Source organism: Collimonas sp. OK307 (assembly GCF_900113705.1).
Classification (GTDB): Bacteria; Pseudomonadota; Gammaproteobacteria; order Burkholderiales; family Burkholderiaceae_D; genus Collimonas.
Genome location: NZ_FOQI01000010.1, coordinates 43763 through 57935, shown reverse-complemented (window position 1 = coordinate 57935; position 14173 = coordinate 43763). Strand labels below are relative to the sequence as shown.

The window sequence follows — 14173 nt, the reverse complement described above, 5'->3', positions numbered from 1 at the left end:
TTAGTCCAATCCTAATATCTTTGCAATTTGCGCCGGCTGTACCTGGCCATCGGCAAAATCGTCAAAGGCCCGCTCACTGACGCGGATAATATGGCTGCGGATAAATTCTGCGCCCTCGGCTGCGCCATCTTCCGGATGTTTCAACGCGCACTCCCATTCCAGCACGGCCCAACCGGGAAAATCGTACTGCGCCATTTTTGAAAAAATTGCCTTGAAATCGATCTGGCCATCGCCCAGAGAACGAAAACGTCCGGCGCGATCCTGCCAGCCGGAGTAACCGCCGTAGACGCCTTGCCGGCCGTCAGGGCGAAACTCGGCATCCTTGACGTGGAAAGCCTTGATGCGCTGGTGGTAGATGTCGATGAACGCCAGGTAATCCAGTTGCTGTAACAGGAAATGACTCGGGTCGTACAAGATATTGGCGCGCGGATGGTGATCGACCGCTTCCAGGAATCGTTCGAACGTCACGCCGTCATGCAGATCCTCGCCGGGGTGCAGTTCATAGCAAAGATCGACGCCGGCGTCGTCAAAAGCATCAAGCACAGGGCGCCAGCGGCGCGCCAGTTCGGCAAACGCAGCTTCGACCAATCCCGGCGGGCGCTGTGGCCACGGATACAGATAAGGCCAGGCCAGCGCGCCGGAAAAACTCACGTGTGCGCGCAAGCCCAACCGGCGTGAGGCGATTGCCGCGCAATGGAGTTGCTCTTCGGCCCACGCAGTACGCGCCGCCGAATTGCCGCGCAGTTCAGGCGGCGCGAAGCCGTCGAATAAAATATCGTAGGCCGGATGTACTGCCAGCAGCTGTCCTTGCAGATGGGTCGACAGTTCGCTGATTTGCAAGCCATGCTGCGCCAGCATGCCGGCGATATCGTCGCAGTAAGTCTGGCTTCGGGCGGCTGTCATCAAATCAAACAGACGCACATCGGTCGGCAGCTGCAAAGCTTTGTAACCCAGGGCTGAAGCCCATCTGGCCAGGTTTTCCAAGGTGTCGAACGGCGCTTTATCGCCCATGAACTGGGCCAGGAACAGGGCTGGACCTTGTATCGTTTTCATGGCGCTAATCCTTTCGTTGCAAGGTCGTTGTGTCACGCGTAGTGCTGCAGGCGGCAGCACTACGGCCGCGAACCAGAACGGTGAATAAAAACGGCGAATTAAAACGGTGAATCAGGGAAGTAAAACTGCTTGGCGTTTTGATTGGTAATCAAGACCGACGGAATGATGGTGGTAGGCGGCAGTTTTTCACCTTTCAGGCGGGCTTCCGCAGTCATCTTGATGGCGTCGTAAATGAATTTCGGCGAATAGGAAACGTCCGCCTTGATCATCTTGTCGCCATCGATGATTTTCTTGACCGCACCCTTGGCGCCGGCGCCGCCGAAAATTTCCTTGATGTCGCTACGCTTGGCCTGGTCGATGGCTTTTTGCACGCCGACTGCCATGTCGTCATCCGCCGCCCAGACGGCGTCGATCTGGCGGAAGCGCGTCAGGTAGTCTTGCATCACCTTGAAGGCATCGTCGCGGTTCCAGTTGCCGAATTTTGCATCGAGGATCTTGATGTCAGGATGTCCTTTCATTACAGCACTGAAAGCGTCGAAGCGCTCGTTATCCAAAGTGGTCGGGATACCGCGCAGAACTACGATATTGCCCTTGCCATTGAGTTGTTTCGCCAGATATTCGGCCGGCAGTTTGCCGAACGCCGTATTGTCGCCGGCGACATAGGCGTCCTGGGCGGAGGTGTTGGTCAGGCCGCGGTCAACTACGGTGACATAGACGCCCTTGTTCTTGACTTGCGCCACAGGCTGGGTGAGCGCAGCCGATTCCAGCGGGAATATCACCAGGGAATTGATTTTGTTTACGGTCAACATGTCTTGCAGCTGGTTAGCTTGTTCCGACGCTGTAGCTGAGGTCTTGACGATGATCTTCAGGTCCGGATGCGCTTTTTCCAGCTCTTTCTTGGCTTCATTCGCCCACCACACGATGCCAGCGGTGAAACTATGGGTGGCGGTCGGGATGGCTACGCCTAGCGTGACTTTTTCGGCCGCGTGGGTGGGCAGGGCAGAAAGGGTCACTACGGTCACTGCGGCTGCCGATAACAAGCCACGGCTAAAAATACGGTTGATCGAATACATGGTATCTCCTCCAGGTAATGGTGCCGGTAGCGGCATCCGGTTTGAAATGATGAAATCCACAAACGACTTTGACATTGCGTGGCCGACAGGTTTTTAGAACACAATTAATGTCGGCCGCGCTGGAAATACGCGACAGCGATGATGACGACGCCTTGTACTGCTGCATTCAGGTACACGCTGATGATGCTGGTCAGGTTAAGAATATTGCTGATCACGGATAACAAGATGGCGCCCACCACGGTGCCGACGATGCGCCCGGAACCACCCTTGAGCGCAGTGCCGCCTACCACCACGGCTGCAATCGCTTCCAGCTCCCACAGCAAACCGGTGGTAGGCGAAGCGGAGCCCAGGCGGGGTACATACAACACGGTTGCGATGCCGACGCATACGCCCAGCAGCATGTAAGTGCAGGTCTTGACGAAATCGACCCGGATGGCGGCGTAACGGGCCACTTGTTCGTTAGAACCGATAGCTTGCACGTGGCGCCCGAATGCCGTGCGGTTCAAGATCAACGCGCCACCCAGCGCCACCGCCAGGAACACCCAGATCGGGATCGGAATGCCCAGCAGGTTGGTGTAGTAGACCGGGCTGTACAAATCGGACAGCTGGTTGTCCAGCGTCAGCGCGCCGCCATCGGCCAGATAAGTCAGCACCGAGCGAAAGATGCCCAAGGTGCCCAGCGTGACGATAAAGGCTTCGATCTTGCCCTTGGTAATCAGCAAGCCGTGCAGGTAACCAAATGCCAGGCCGAGCAGCAGCGCCATCGCGATGCCGATCACGACGATGGTTAACGGTCCCGGCGCAACCCCGCCGATGCCACCCATCAGCATATTCATCAGATAAATCATGCTGCCGGCGATCAACGCAGCCATGGAGCCGACAGACAGGTCGATTCCGCCTGAAATGATGACAAAAGTCATACCGACCGCAATGATGCCGATGAACGCGGTGCGGGTCAGTACGTTCATCAGGTTGTCGATGGTGGCGAAATCGCGATTGAGCAGGGTGCCTGCGACACACAAGCCGATCAGCCCGATCACCGGGCCCAGGCCCTTGAGGTGATTGAGGTATTGCGTTAGGTTTTGCATGAACCGGGCGGATGCGCCGGAATCAACGGGTGCCGGTAGCATGGGAAATCAACTCCTCTTCGGTCAGCTGGTCGCTGGCTAGCGTGGTTTGCAAAACGCCCGCGCGCATGACCGCGACGCGATGGCAGAGACCGATCAGTTCGATCAGTTCGGATGAAATGACGATCACGGCGCGGCCTTCGGCAGCCAGGCGCTGGGTCAGGAAATAAATATCGCGCTTGGCGCCGACATCGACGCCGCGGGTCGGCTCATCCAGAATCACCACGCGCGGATCGGCATGCAGGTATTTGGCCAGCGCCAGCTTTTGCTGGTTGCCGCCGGAGAGCATGCGCGCCTTTACTTCTGGATTACCGGTGCGGATGTTGAAGTCCTGGATTGCACGGGTGAGCGCCTTCTTTTCAGATGTCAGATCCAGCCACGGATGGCAGTAGCGCTCCAGCGTCATGATGGTAAGGTTTTCGCGCAAACCTAGATCGACGTGCAGGCCCTTGCCCTTGCGGTCTTCACTCAGGTAGGTCAAGCCGTGCTGCATGGCTTGCCGTGGCGTGCGCAGGTCGACTTCCTTGCCATCAATGGCAATACGGCCGCCGCTGCGAGGGCGCAAGCCGATCAATGCTTCCATGGCTTCGGTACGTCCGGCCCCGACCAGTCCGGCAAAGCCGAGGATTTCGCCGGCGCGCACCTCAAAACCGAGGTCGGGAATCCAGCCCGGCACCGCCAGATGCTCCACCTTCAGCAGTACCGGAGCATCTGCCGGTGGTAGCGCCTTGGCCGGGAACATGTCCGATACATCGCGTCCCACCATCAGGTTCGCCATCTGGTGGCGATCCAGGCTGGCGGTTGGCTCGCGGGTGATGAAACGGCCATCGCGCATGATGATGACTTCATCCGTATGGCTTTCGATTTCATCCAGCTTGTGCGAGATATATATGATGGTGACACCTTGCTCCTTGAGCTGCGCCATCAATGCAAACAGTCTTTGCGTTTCGGTCGATGTCAGGGTCGCGCTGGGCTCGTCCATGATCAGCAAACGTGCCTTGCGCGACAAGGCTTTGGCAATTTCAACCAGCTGTTTTTCCGCAACAATCAGGTTGCTGACCTTGGTGTCCGGACTGATGTCCAGCCCCACCTGGGCCAGGCAGGTCGCCGCTTCGTCGCGCATGGCGGCATCGTCCAGCAGCCAGCCTTTACGCTTTTCGTGGCCCAGGAAAATGTTTTGCGCTATCGTCAGATGTTCGGCCAGATTGAATTCCTGGTGGATCAGGACAATCCCGCAAGCCTCTGCCTGGCGCGAACCGGTGAAATGACGGCTCTGGCCATCAATGATCAATTCGCCTTCGGTAATGTTTTCGTAGCCTGCCAAAATCTTCATCAAGGTAGATTTGCCGGCGCCGTTTTCGCCCAGCAAACCGTACACCCGGCCCAGCTCCAGATCGAAGCTGACGCCATGCAGCACACGTACCGCGCCAAAATCCTTGCGAATATTCACGAAGCATACTGCGGCGGTCATGGTTAGCTACTCTCCCTCTGGACCAGATGATGATCTAGCAGTACGCCTTGCACCGTGGCCTCGGGATCTGCAAGGCGTTGCAGCAACAGTTGCGCTGCGGTTTCCCCCAGCAGCCGCATGGGCTGGGCGATGGTGCTTAGCGGCGGCCAGGTTTGCGCTGCAATCGCGATATCGTCGAAACCGACGACGGCAACCTCTTCGGGCACGCGCTTGTTCAGTTGTCGCATCGCGCTCAGTGCACCGATGGCAAGTGTGTCCGAGACCGCGAATATGGCGCTAGGTGCTTCCGGCTGCGCCATCATTTGCAACGCTGCGCGTTTGCCGGCATCGTAGTCCAGGCTTTCGACCAGTTGCCGCCACTCAGGGTGAATCGGCAATCCTGCTGCTCGCATGGCGTCAAGGTAGCCGCGCTGGCGCTCACGCGCATAGCGGTAGCGTTGATCCGAATTGATCAATCCGATACGAGTGTGGCCACGTTCAATTAAATGGCGCACGGCGTCGCCGGCGGCGCGATAGTTGTCCACACCTACATACGGCACGGCGATGGCGGGATCGAATTCGCAACAGGCGACCCACGGCAAAACGTTGGACTCATGGGCCAAATCATTGGCTAGTGCGTGTTGCACCGTATCCGGATCGAGACAGATCGCGCCGTCGGCCCGGTGCGTGCGCAATAGATCGAAATACGCGCTTTCGCGGCCTTCGTCGGCGCCGGTATCGCACAGCATGACGAAATAACCGTGCTCGCGTGCGACGCTATCGATGCCACGGACGATTTCGGAATAAAACGGATTGCCCACATCCGGCACCATGGTCAGCAACAGCCGGCTGGCGGCGGTGCGCAGATTGCGCGCCAGGTGATTCATGCGATAGCCCAAGGCCGTCACGGAGGCCAATACCTTATCGCGCGTCACCGGCCGCACGCCGTCCAGGTCATTCATCACGCGCGATACGGTCGCTACCGATACACCTGCGTGCATGGCTACAGCGGCAATCGAGACGGGCGTGTTTTTTGATGGCATGTGTTGGAAAACGTTGGCCTGGCAAATTTAAATGTAATCGATTACATTCAATTTATACGTGCTCGCCAAACTCTTTGCAAGATGAATTCATGTTGTGATGCAACATCGCAATCAGGTGCGAAAGAAGGGGGAGGAGAGGTATAACGTAGGGGAAGCAAAGAGGAATCGTTGCAAAAAAAAAACCGTCCGGCTATCGCAATAGCCAGACCAAAATAAAGGGATTTAACTATGAGCAGCACAGCAATCGGCAGCAAAGCAGCCAGCACCGCAGCACCATTTGACCAGCACCCGCAAACCTGGCGCGCTGTCATTTCATCGTCGATCGGCAATGCGTTGGAGTGGTTCGATGTTTTGCTTTACAGCGCCATGGCAGTCACCATCGCCAAGCTGTTTTTCCCGACCGAGAACCAGACCGTTTCACTGCTAATTACCTTCGCTACCTTTGGCGTCTCGTTTTTCATGCGGCCGCTGGGTGCGATTGTTATCGGCGCCTATTCCGACCGCGTTGGCCGCAAGGCCGCACTGACACTATCGATCCTGTTGATGATGATCGGCACATTGCTGATCGCAATCATGCCGACCTACGCCCAAATCGGCCTGTGGGCGCCGGCCGGCATCGTTGCGGCACGCTTGCTGCAGGGCTTTTCCGCTGGCGGCGAATTCGGCAGTTCGACCGCATTCCTGGTGGAACATGCGCCGCATCGACGAGGATTCTTTTCCAGCTGGCAGGTTGCTAGCCAGGGCCTGAGTATCGTGCTGGCTGCGGTGGCCGGTGCGCTCCTGTCGTCGCAACTGTCTACCGATCAGCTGGAATCCTGGGGCTGGCGTTTGCCGTTTTTCTTTGGTTTGCTGATCGGGCCGGCCGGCTACTACATCCGCAGGAATCTGGAGGAGTCACCTGAGTTTGCCCAAGCCAGCGCCACCAGCACGCCATTGCGCGACATCATGACCAGTCAGAAAATGCGTTTGCTGATCGGTTCCGGCAGCGTCATCATGGCCACCGTATCGGTCTATCTGGTGGTCTATATGCCGACCTATGCGGTCAAGCAACTGGGCATGACCTCGACGGCGTCGTTCAGCGCCACCATCCTGGCCGGCGTGATCATGCTGCTGTTCTCGCCATTGGTTGGCCATCTGTCCGACAAATACGGCCGCACGCCGTTCATGTTGTGCAGCAGCGTTTTGTTCGTACTGCTGACTTACCCGTTGTTCTCATGGCTGTCGCTCAATCCGAGCTTTATCAACCTGTTGCTGGTGCAGGGCGTGATCGGACTGCTGATGACCATGTATTTCGCGTCGATGCCGGCACTGCTGTCCGATATCTTTCCGGTTCAGACACGCGGCACCGGCATGTCCTTGAGCTACAACATCGCGGTGATGATTTTCGGCGGTTTCGCCGGCATGACGATCACCTGGCTGATCGCCGTTACCGATAACAAGCTGGCAGTGACTTTCTATGTCATCGGCGGGGCGTTGCTGAGCGTGATCGCTACGCTTGCGGCGCGTTATAAGTTACGCCTGCGCTAAAAGTTGTTTAAGAGTTGTTTATAAGTGCATGGCGGGCGAGCAAGCAAGCTTGCCTGTCATGCAAAAAATATTCGATTGTAAAAATAAACGAAAAATTGTTTCTATTTTTAGGATTCGTGCCTACAATGGCAGAAAGCGAAAGCAAAACCAGTCCATAAACGGAGACCAGACATGATTGACGTGGCAATATTCGGCGCCGGCCGTATCGGTAAGATCCATGCAGGCAATCTGGTGCTGCAACCAGGCGCCAATCTGAAATACGTCAGCGATATCAATGCCCAGGCCGCGCAAGAGCTGGCGACCCAGCATGGCGCGCAGGTGGCGGAGATCGATCGCATTCTGGCCGATCCGAGCGTAGGCGCAGTACTGATTGCCTCCAGCACAGATACCCACGCCGACCTGATCATGCGGGCAGCGGCAGCAGGCAAGGCGATCTTTTGCGAGAAGCCGGTCGACCTTACGCTGGAACGCGCCAAGGCATGCGCCAGCGCCGTCGCGAAAGCTGGAGTGACTTGCATGATCGGCTTCCAGCGCCGTTTCGACCCGACCTTCTATGCCCTCAAGACGCGCCTGGCCGCAGGGGAAATCGGCGATCCCGAAATGCTCATCGTCACCAGCCGCGATCCCGGTGCGCCGCCGGTTTCCTATATCAAAAGCTCGGGCGGTATTTTCAAGGACATGCTGATCCATGACTTCGATATCTTCCGCTGGATACTGGAAGACGAAGCCGTCAGCATCTCCGCCACCGGTAGCTGCCTGAGCGATCCGGCGATTGCCGAGGCCGGCGATATCGATTGCGCGGCGGTCACTATCCGCACCCGCCGCGGCCGCCTGTGCCAGATCAATACCAGCCGCCGCGCAGCTTATGGCTACGATCAGCGCTTTGAAGTATTGGGTAGCAAAGGCATGCTGCAGGCAGGAAACCACAAGCCGACCGAAGTGACCGTCGCGACTGGACAGAGCGTCAGTGCCGACAAGCCGGAACATTTCTTCCTGGAGCGCTATCGGGCAGCCTATGCTCGCGAGATCGCCCATTTTTTTGACGCAGTAGTCAACCAGGTCGCGGTGCGCACCACGATAGAAGACGGTGTCAAAGCATTGGAACTGGCCGAGGCGGCGACGCTATCGTGGCGTGAAAATCGCACCATCGAGTTGGCAAAATGAGCCACGCTCCAACTTTGAAAGTCGGCATCGTCGGCCTGGGCAGGCTAGGGCGGCATCATGCCGAAAACCTGGCATCGCGCGTTGCCGGCGCAGAACTGGTCGCTGCATGCAGCCCCTTGCCTGCAGAGCTCGAATGGGCCCGCGACACGCTTCAGGTACCGCATCTGTATGCCGATTACGCAGCCATGCTGGCGCATGACGGGCTGGACGCGGTGTTCCTGGTGACGCCGACATCATTGCATCCACAGCAAATCATCCAGGCTTTGCAAGCCGGCAAACATGTGTTTTGCGAAAAGCCCTTATCGCTGGATCTGGAGGATTGTCGCCGTGTCAGTGCCGAGGCGGCACGGCATCCGCAATTGAAAGTAATGATTGGTTTCGTGCGTCGCTTCGACGCCAGCTACCAGGATGCCTGGACGAGGATCCGGCAAGGCGCGATCGGCACGCCGTTCATGGTGTATTCGCAGACTTGCGACCAGTATGATCCGGACGGTTTTTTCGTTAAATTCGCTGCCACCAGCGGCGGCATATTCCTTGATTGCAGCGTGCATGACATCGATCTGGCGCGCTGGCTGCTCGGCAATCCGCAGCCGGTCCGGGTCTACGCCAGCGGCACCCGGGCCATCCATCAGGATTTAGAAGAGTTCCAGGACGTCGATAATGGCGTCGCCATCTGTGAATTCGACAACGGCCGGATAGCCACCTTTTACGCCTCGCGCACCATGCCGCACGGACATGACACCATGACTGAAATAACCGGTACGGCAGGGCGTTTGACTGTGGGGAGCAATCCGCGCAAGAATCGCCTGGAAATTGCCGACGCTCATGGTTTTCGCAACGAATGCCTGCCGAGTTTCTTCGAGCGTTTCGAGGATGCCTTCCTGACGGAAGTCCGTACTTTCGTGGATGCGATACGCCAGCAGCGCAAACTGGAGTTGACTCTCGATGATGCTACCGAGGCGACGCGCATCGGCATCGCCATGCGCGAATCGCTGCTTTCAAAACAGCCGGTGATGTTATGAAACCCGTTATGAACCCCGGAGACCACCTGCGAGTTATGCTGCTAAAAGCAGATTGGACTTACGCTTTTACTTGAGTTGCTACGAAATAGACCATGGAAACCAGCACCACCGCAATACCGATGAATTTCCAGGTCAAACTATGTAATTCCTTGTGCATGGTGGTTTCAAGGTCTTTGACATCGGATTTTGTAGCGCACGCATCCAGCCTTTCCTCTATGCGGGAAAGGCGGTCACGGGTATCCAGCGCAAATCCTTCAAGCTCGGCGATTCTTGTATTCATGTCAACATGATAGCTGTCGCTGCCGTCCGAGGCAAGCCTGGATTTTTCGTTGCGCAGTTGAGCGCGCTTGCCAATCATTTGTTTAAGTTCCGCCATATTCCACCCCAAGTGCATGAAAGCATTTGATGGGGGGAATTCTATTGCAGTTTCCTGGCTATTTACTCGTCATAACCCTCAATTGCGCCACTTTCCTCCACATTAAGCTCTAACCTATAAGCCAAGGCGATAAACAGTGCCTGACACAGGCACATCGCATTGGTAAGCGAACGGAAGGCGAAGGCGCTACCTTCTTTCACCGTAAGCAATACCGATGCATGCCGGGCCAGCGGGCTCAACTGGCTATCGGTGATGACCAGCGACCTGGCCTGGTGGTGATGCGCCAGCCGGACGCAAGCCTGGGTTTCCTTGCCGTAGGGCGTAAAGCTGATGGCGATCACCACGTCGTTCTTGCCTATGCTGCGGATCTGCTCGCGGATCATGCCACCCAGGCCGGACAGCAGGTGTACCCGCTTATTCGTGTGTTGCAAGGCATACACGATATAGGTGGCGATCGGGAAAGAGCGGCGCACGCCGATGACATAGATATTCTCAGCCTTCTGCAGCAGTTTTACCGCTGCGTCAAACTGTACGTCATCCATGCCGTTCAATAATTCATCGAGGCCGCTGCGGCTGGCGGCGATGAATTCGCGTGCCATCGAGCCGCCGGTGAGCGGCGTCGGCTTGGCGTCGATCAGCTTGCGGATGCGTTGCTGATAGTTCTGCGACGGAATCGCCTGCGCCGTATAGGCATCGCGGAAAACCGCCTGCATCTCGCTGAAGCCGCTGAAGCCGAATTGCTTGGCAAAGCGCACGATTGCGGACGGCTGCACCTGGCAGTGCTCGGCGATATCGCTGATTCTTTCCAGCATCAGGCTGCTGCGATGCTGTTCTACGTAGGTGGCAATGATCTTCAACTGCCGCGAAAGCGTCGCGTATTGTTCCGCGATTTGCAGCATCAACTGATCGACAGTCGGTGTATCTGCCATGACGTTCTTTCTAATTTATATTGTGAAGCAATTATAAAGACATTTTATGGATTCAATCCAAAACATGAAAATAAAATTCTAAATTAAATTTAATTGAAAAAAACGTTGCATATCGAATGCGCTTGTTCTATTGTTTAGTACCGATGACGCTATCGGATCGGGGCGATCAGCCTGCAAGTAATGAATAAAACAACAACGGAGATAACTATGCAACGACTCAGATGCAAGGGCCTGGCCAAGGTCCTGATGGTGACGGCGCTGGCGATGGGCTTTGGCGCCATGAACAGTAGTTATGCAGCAAATGAGAAATTCGTTCTGATCAGCCATGCACCGGATTCGGACTCCTGGTGGAATACCATCAAGAATGCCATCAAACAGGCCGGTGAAGATTTCAATGTCACCGTCGATTACCGTAATCCGCCGAATGGCGACCTGGCCGACATGTCGCGCCTGATCGAGCAGGCGGCCGCCCGTCACTACGACGGCGTGATTGCCAGCATTGCCGATTACAGCGTGCTGAAAAAAGCCATGGAGAACGTCACCGCCAAGAAAATTCCACTGGTGACCATCAATTCCGGCACCCAGAAGCAAAGTGAAGAGCTCGGCGCCATCATGCACGTCGGCCAGCCGGAATATGACGCAGGCCATGGCGCCGGCGAAAAAGCCAAGGCGGCAGGCATCAAATCCTTCTTGTGCGTCAACCACTATGCAACAAACCCGTCTTCTTTCGAGCGTTGCCGCGGTTTTGCCGATGCCATCGGCGTCGATTACAAAAAATCAACGCTGGATGCCGGCCAGGATCCTACCGGCATCGAGAGCAAGGTAAGCGCTTATCTGCGGAACAACCCGGGTACGCAAGCGGTACTGGCGCTCGGTCCGGATTCGGCCTCGCCCAGTCTGCGCGCACTGCAAAAAATGGGTCTGAAGGGCAAGATGTGGTTCGCTACTTTCGATCTGTCTGAAGAAGTCGCCAAGGGTATCAAGGATGGTTCGGTACAGTTTGCTATCGACCAGCAACCCTACCTGCAGGGCTACATCCCGGTTGCCGTCCTGGCCATCATGACGCAAGACAAGATCACCGATGTAGCTGCCATCCAGGCCAAGCTGAAAGCCAATCCGAAGTTCCAGGCACGACTGGCAGAGTATGGCCTGGCGCCGATCTATGGCCCGCGCCACATCAGCTCCGGTCCTGGCTACATTACCAAAGACAATCTAGACAAAGTGGTGAAATACGCAGGCCAATATCGCTGATCTGGCGCCTCGCCTTGCTTTGCACGGCTGTCCGTAGCAACGACGCTGCGGACAGCCGCCAAATTGAAATCCAGAGGGAACGAATCACCCGGGCTGAGTTACGTCCGAACGATCTCGCCACGCCCCGTCAAGCCGCCAGCCTGAAGCCGGGTCTGAAGCCCGGTTACTGGTCAACACAGCAGGAGATACAGTCATGAATTCAAGCAGTGCGCACGCTGACAAGCTAGGTGCCGACGGCAATAGCCCAGCGCAGCAGAACGTCGCTCCGAAAGACGAGCGGGTTCGCAAGGAAGGCTCGCTCAAGCGTTTCCTGGGACGTCCGGAGTTTGCCTCGCTGGCCGGCGCCATCCTGGTGTTTATTATCTTCGGTTTTGCCGCCGGCGATTCCGGCATGTTCAACCTGGACGGCGTAATCAACTGGATGCAGGTGGCGGCCTACCTGGGCCTGATCTCGATCGGTGCGTGTGTGCTGATGATTGCGGGCGAGTTCGATTTGTCGATGGGTTCGATGATCGGCTTTGCCGGCATGATGGTGGCGATCCCTACCGTCTATTTTCACTGGCCGTTCTGGCTGGCGGTACTGTTTGCGTTTGGCGGTTCCATGGCTTTGGGCTGGCTCAACGGTTACCTGGTGGTCAAGACCCGGCTGCCTTCGTTCATCGTCACACTGGCGTTCATGTTCATCTTGCGTGGTTTGACGCTGGCACTCTCGATCATGTTCGCCAACCGTACCATTGTCAGCGGCGTCGGCGACCTGGCCGCGCATGACTGGCTTGGCAACTGGCTGTTCACCGGCAATCTCGGCAGCGGCCTGTTCCACTGGATGGCCAGCCACGGCTGGATCGCCACCATGGCTAACGGCCAGCCGCTGATTGCCGGAATTCCGAAGGTCATTATCTGGTGGCTGGTGTTGGCGCTGGGTGCAAGTTTCGTCCTGGCACGGACCCGTTTCGGTAACTGGATTTTCGCCGTCGGCGGCGACGCCAATGCCGCCAAGAACGTCGGCGTGCCGGTGAAACGGGTCAAGATTACGCTATTTGTGTTTACTGCTTTCTGTGCTTGCCTGTTCGCGGTATTGCAGGTGGCCGATGTCGGTTCGGCTGCGGCCGATCGTGGCTTGCAAAAGGAATTTGAAGCGATCATCGCTGCGGTGATCGGTGGCGCCTTGCTGACTGGCGGTTATGGTTCAGTGATTGGCGCTTGCTTCGGCGCCTTGATCTTTGGCGTGGTGCAGATCGGCATCACTTATACCAATCTCAATTCAGACTGGTTCCGGGTGTTCCTCGGCGTGATGCTGCTGGTGGCTGTGCTGTTCAACAATTATGTCCGTCGCCGCGTGACGGAGGCGAGGTAATCATGAGTGACACTATTCTGGCTTTGGAAAACGTCAGCAAGTATTTCGGTTCGGTGATTGCTTTGCAAAATGTCACCTTACGCTTGAAAAAAGGCGAGGTGCATTGCCTGCTGGGCGATAACGGCGCCGGCAAATCGACTTTGATCAAGACGCTGGCCGGCGTGCACAAGCCATCCGAAGGGCAATACCTGGTCGATGGCAAGCCGGTCTCTTTCAATTCTCCGAAAGAGGCCCTGGACGTAGGTGTGGCTACCGTCTACCAGGATTTGGCGCTGGTGCCGTTGCTGTCGGTGGCGCGCAATTTCTTCATGGGTCGCGAGCCGACCAAGAAAGTGTTCGGCATCACTGTCATGGATATCAACTATGCCGCCGAGACAGCGCGCGAAAAACTGGCGGAAATGGGCATCATGGTGCGCGATCCGCATCATGCGATCGGCACCATGTCCGGCGGTGAAAAACAATGCCTGGCGATTGCCCGTGCGATTCACTTCGGCGCCCGGGTGCTGATTCTCGATGAGCCGACTGCGGCACTAGGCGTCAAGCAATCGTTCAATGTGCTGAAACTGATCCACAAAGCGCGCGAGCGTGGCATTTCGGTAATTTTCATCACCCACAATGTGCATCACGCCTATCCGATCGGCGATTCCTTCACCTTGCTCAATCGCGGCAAATCGATGGGCACTTTCACCAAGGACAATGTCAGCAAGGAAGAAGTGCTGGACATGATGGCGGGCGGCGCAGAAATGCAGACGCTGATGAATCAGCTGGAAGGCATACAGGTCTAGGCCTGAGTCTACATCTATG

At 56.7% G+C, this 14173-nt stretch carries 13 protein-coding genes; 6 read left to right on the top strand and 7 right to left on the bottom strand.

Annotated features, from left to right (window positions below; genetic code table 11):
• The 5 genes from BM205_RS14290 to BM205_RS14270 form a co-directional block, all read right to left on the bottom strand.
• Positions 1–1053: a sugar phosphate isomerase/epimerase family protein gene (locus tag BM205_RS14290; RefSeq protein ID WP_092415553.1), complete on the bottom strand. Its 1053-nt coding sequence runs from the start codon at positions 1051–1053 to the stop codon at positions 1–3.
• A 98-nt stretch (positions 1054–1151) separates the two neighbouring features.
• Complete coding sequence (locus tag BM205_RS14285) at positions 1152–2126, bottom strand: substrate-binding domain-containing protein (RefSeq protein WP_092415552.1); 975 nt, start codon at positions 2124–2126, stop codon at positions 1152–1154.
• Between the two features lie 104 nt (positions 2127–2230).
• Entirely contained in the window at positions 2231–3256 is a 1026-nt protein-coding gene (locus BM205_RS14280; protein WP_092415551.1) for an ABC transporter permease, read from the bottom strand.
• Positions 3237–4724 (bottom strand): sugar ABC transporter ATP-binding protein, encoded by a 1488-nt coding sequence (locus BM205_RS14275; protein ID WP_092415550.1) that lies wholly within the window; start codon positions 4722–4724, stop codon positions 3237–3239. The genes BM205_RS14280 and BM205_RS14275 overlap by 20 nt, the downstream gene beginning before the upstream one ends.
• A 2-nt stretch (positions 4725–4726) precedes the next feature.
• Positions 4727–5746 carry a LacI family DNA-binding transcriptional regulator gene (locus BM205_RS14270; protein ID WP_092415549.1) on the bottom strand — a complete coding sequence of 340 codons (1020 nt, stop codon included), beginning with the start codon at positions 5744–5746 and terminating at the stop codon, positions 4727–4729.
• A gap of 228 nt (positions 5747–5974) precedes the next feature.
• Between BM205_RS14270 and BM205_RS14265 the strand changes: the two genes are divergently transcribed.
• The 3 genes from BM205_RS14265 (at position 5975) to BM205_RS14255 (ending at position 9459) form a co-directional block, all read left to right on the top strand.
• A complete protein-coding gene (locus BM205_RS14265; protein ID WP_092415548.1) occupies positions 5975–7273 on the top strand; it encodes an MFS transporter in 1299 nt (432 codons plus the stop codon).
• Positions 7274–7444: 171 nt separating this feature from the next.
• Positions 7445–8437, top strand: coding sequence for an inositol 2-dehydrogenase (gene iolG / locus BM205_RS14260; protein ID WP_092415547.1), 993 nt, complete (start codon positions 7445–7447; stop codon positions 8435–8437).
• Positions 8434–9459, top strand: a complete 1026-nt coding sequence (locus BM205_RS14255; RefSeq protein ID WP_092415546.1) for a Gfo/Idh/MocA family oxidoreductase — start codon at positions 8434–8436, stop codon at positions 9457–9459. The genes iolG and BM205_RS14255 overlap by 4 nt, the downstream gene beginning before the upstream one ends.
• A 58-nt stretch (positions 9460–9517) precedes the next feature.
• Here the strand turns inward: BM205_RS14255 and BM205_RS14250 are convergent, their stop codons facing one another.
• Both BM205_RS14250 and BM205_RS14245 read right to left on the bottom strand, forming a co-directional pair.
• The gene (locus BM205_RS14250) at positions 9518–9835 is read right to left on the bottom strand and encodes a hypothetical protein (RefSeq protein ID WP_092415545.1); all 318 of its coding nucleotides are present in this window, start codon (positions 9833–9835) and stop codon (positions 9518–9520) included.
• Positions 9836–9897: 62 nt separating this feature from the next.
• Positions 9898–10764, bottom strand: a complete 867-nt coding sequence (locus tag BM205_RS14245; protein WP_092415544.1) for a MurR/RpiR family transcriptional regulator — start codon at positions 10762–10764, stop codon at positions 9898–9900.
• 207 nt (positions 10765–10971) lie between these two features.
• Between BM205_RS14245 and BM205_RS14240 the strand changes: the two genes are divergently transcribed.
• The 3 genes from BM205_RS14240 (at position 10972) to BM205_RS14230 (ending at position 14154) form a co-directional block, all read left to right on the top strand.
• Complete coding sequence (locus BM205_RS14240) at positions 10972–12015, top strand: sugar ABC transporter substrate-binding protein (RefSeq protein ID WP_092415543.1); 1044 nt, start codon at positions 10972–10974, stop codon at positions 12013–12015.
• 193 nt (positions 12016–12208) lie between these two features.
• Positions 12209–13369, top strand: coding sequence for an ABC transporter permease (locus BM205_RS14235; RefSeq protein WP_092415542.1), 1161 nt, complete (start codon positions 12209–12211; stop codon positions 13367–13369).
• Between the two features lie 2 nt (positions 13370–13371).
• Positions 13372–14154, top strand: a complete 783-nt coding sequence (locus BM205_RS14230; RefSeq protein ID WP_092415541.1) for an ATP-binding cassette domain-containing protein — start codon at positions 13372–13374, stop codon at positions 14152–14154.
• Positions 14155–14173 lie beyond the last annotated feature (19 nt).

Bases quoted from the DNA above. Each gene is read 5' to 3' on its own strand.
- BM205_RS14290 (WP_092415553.1), bottom strand. From the start codon at position 1,053: ATGAAAACGATACAAGGTCCAGCCCTGTTCCTGGCCCAGTTCATGGGC.
- BM205_RS14285 (WP_092415552.1), bottom strand. From the start codon at position 2,126: ATGTATTCGATCAACCGTATTTTTAGCCGTGGCTTGTTATCGGCAGCC.
- BM205_RS14280 (WP_092415551.1), bottom strand. From the start codon at position 3,256: ATGCTACCGGCACCCGTTGATTCCGGCGCATCCGCCCGGTTCATGCAA.
- BM205_RS14275 (WP_092415550.1), bottom strand. From the start codon at position 4,724: ATGACCGCCGCAGTATGCTTCGTGAATATTCGCAAGGATTTTGGCGCG.
- BM205_RS14270 (WP_092415549.1), bottom strand. From the start codon at position 5,746: ATGCCATCAAAAAACACGCCCGTCTCGATTGCCGCTGTAGCCATGCAC.
- BM205_RS14265 (WP_092415548.1), top strand. From the start codon at position 5,975: ATGAGCAGCACAGCAATCGGCAGCAAAGCAGCCAGCACCGCAGCACCA.
- iolG (WP_092415547.1), top strand. From the start codon at position 7,445: ATGATTGACGTGGCAATATTCGGCGCCGGCCGTATCGGTAAGATCCAT.
- BM205_RS14255 (WP_092415546.1), top strand. From the start codon at position 8,434: ATGAGCCACGCTCCAACTTTGAAAGTCGGCATCGTCGGCCTGGGCAGG.
- BM205_RS14250 (WP_092415545.1), bottom strand. From the start codon at position 9,835: ATGGCGGAACTTAAACAAATGATTGGCAAGCGCGCTCAACTGCGCAAC.
- BM205_RS14245 (WP_092415544.1), bottom strand. From the start codon at position 10,764: ATGGCAGATACACCGACTGTCGATCAGTTGATGCTGCAAATCGCGGAA.
- BM205_RS14240 (WP_092415543.1), top strand. From the start codon at position 10,972: ATGCAACGACTCAGATGCAAGGGCCTGGCCAAGGTCCTGATGGTGACG.
- BM205_RS14235 (WP_092415542.1), top strand. From the start codon at position 12,209: ATGAATTCAAGCAGTGCGCACGCTGACAAGCTAGGTGCCGACGGCAAT.
- BM205_RS14230 (WP_092415541.1), top strand. From the start codon at position 13,372: ATGAGTGACACTATTCTGGCTTTGGAAAACGTCAGCAAGTATTTCGGT.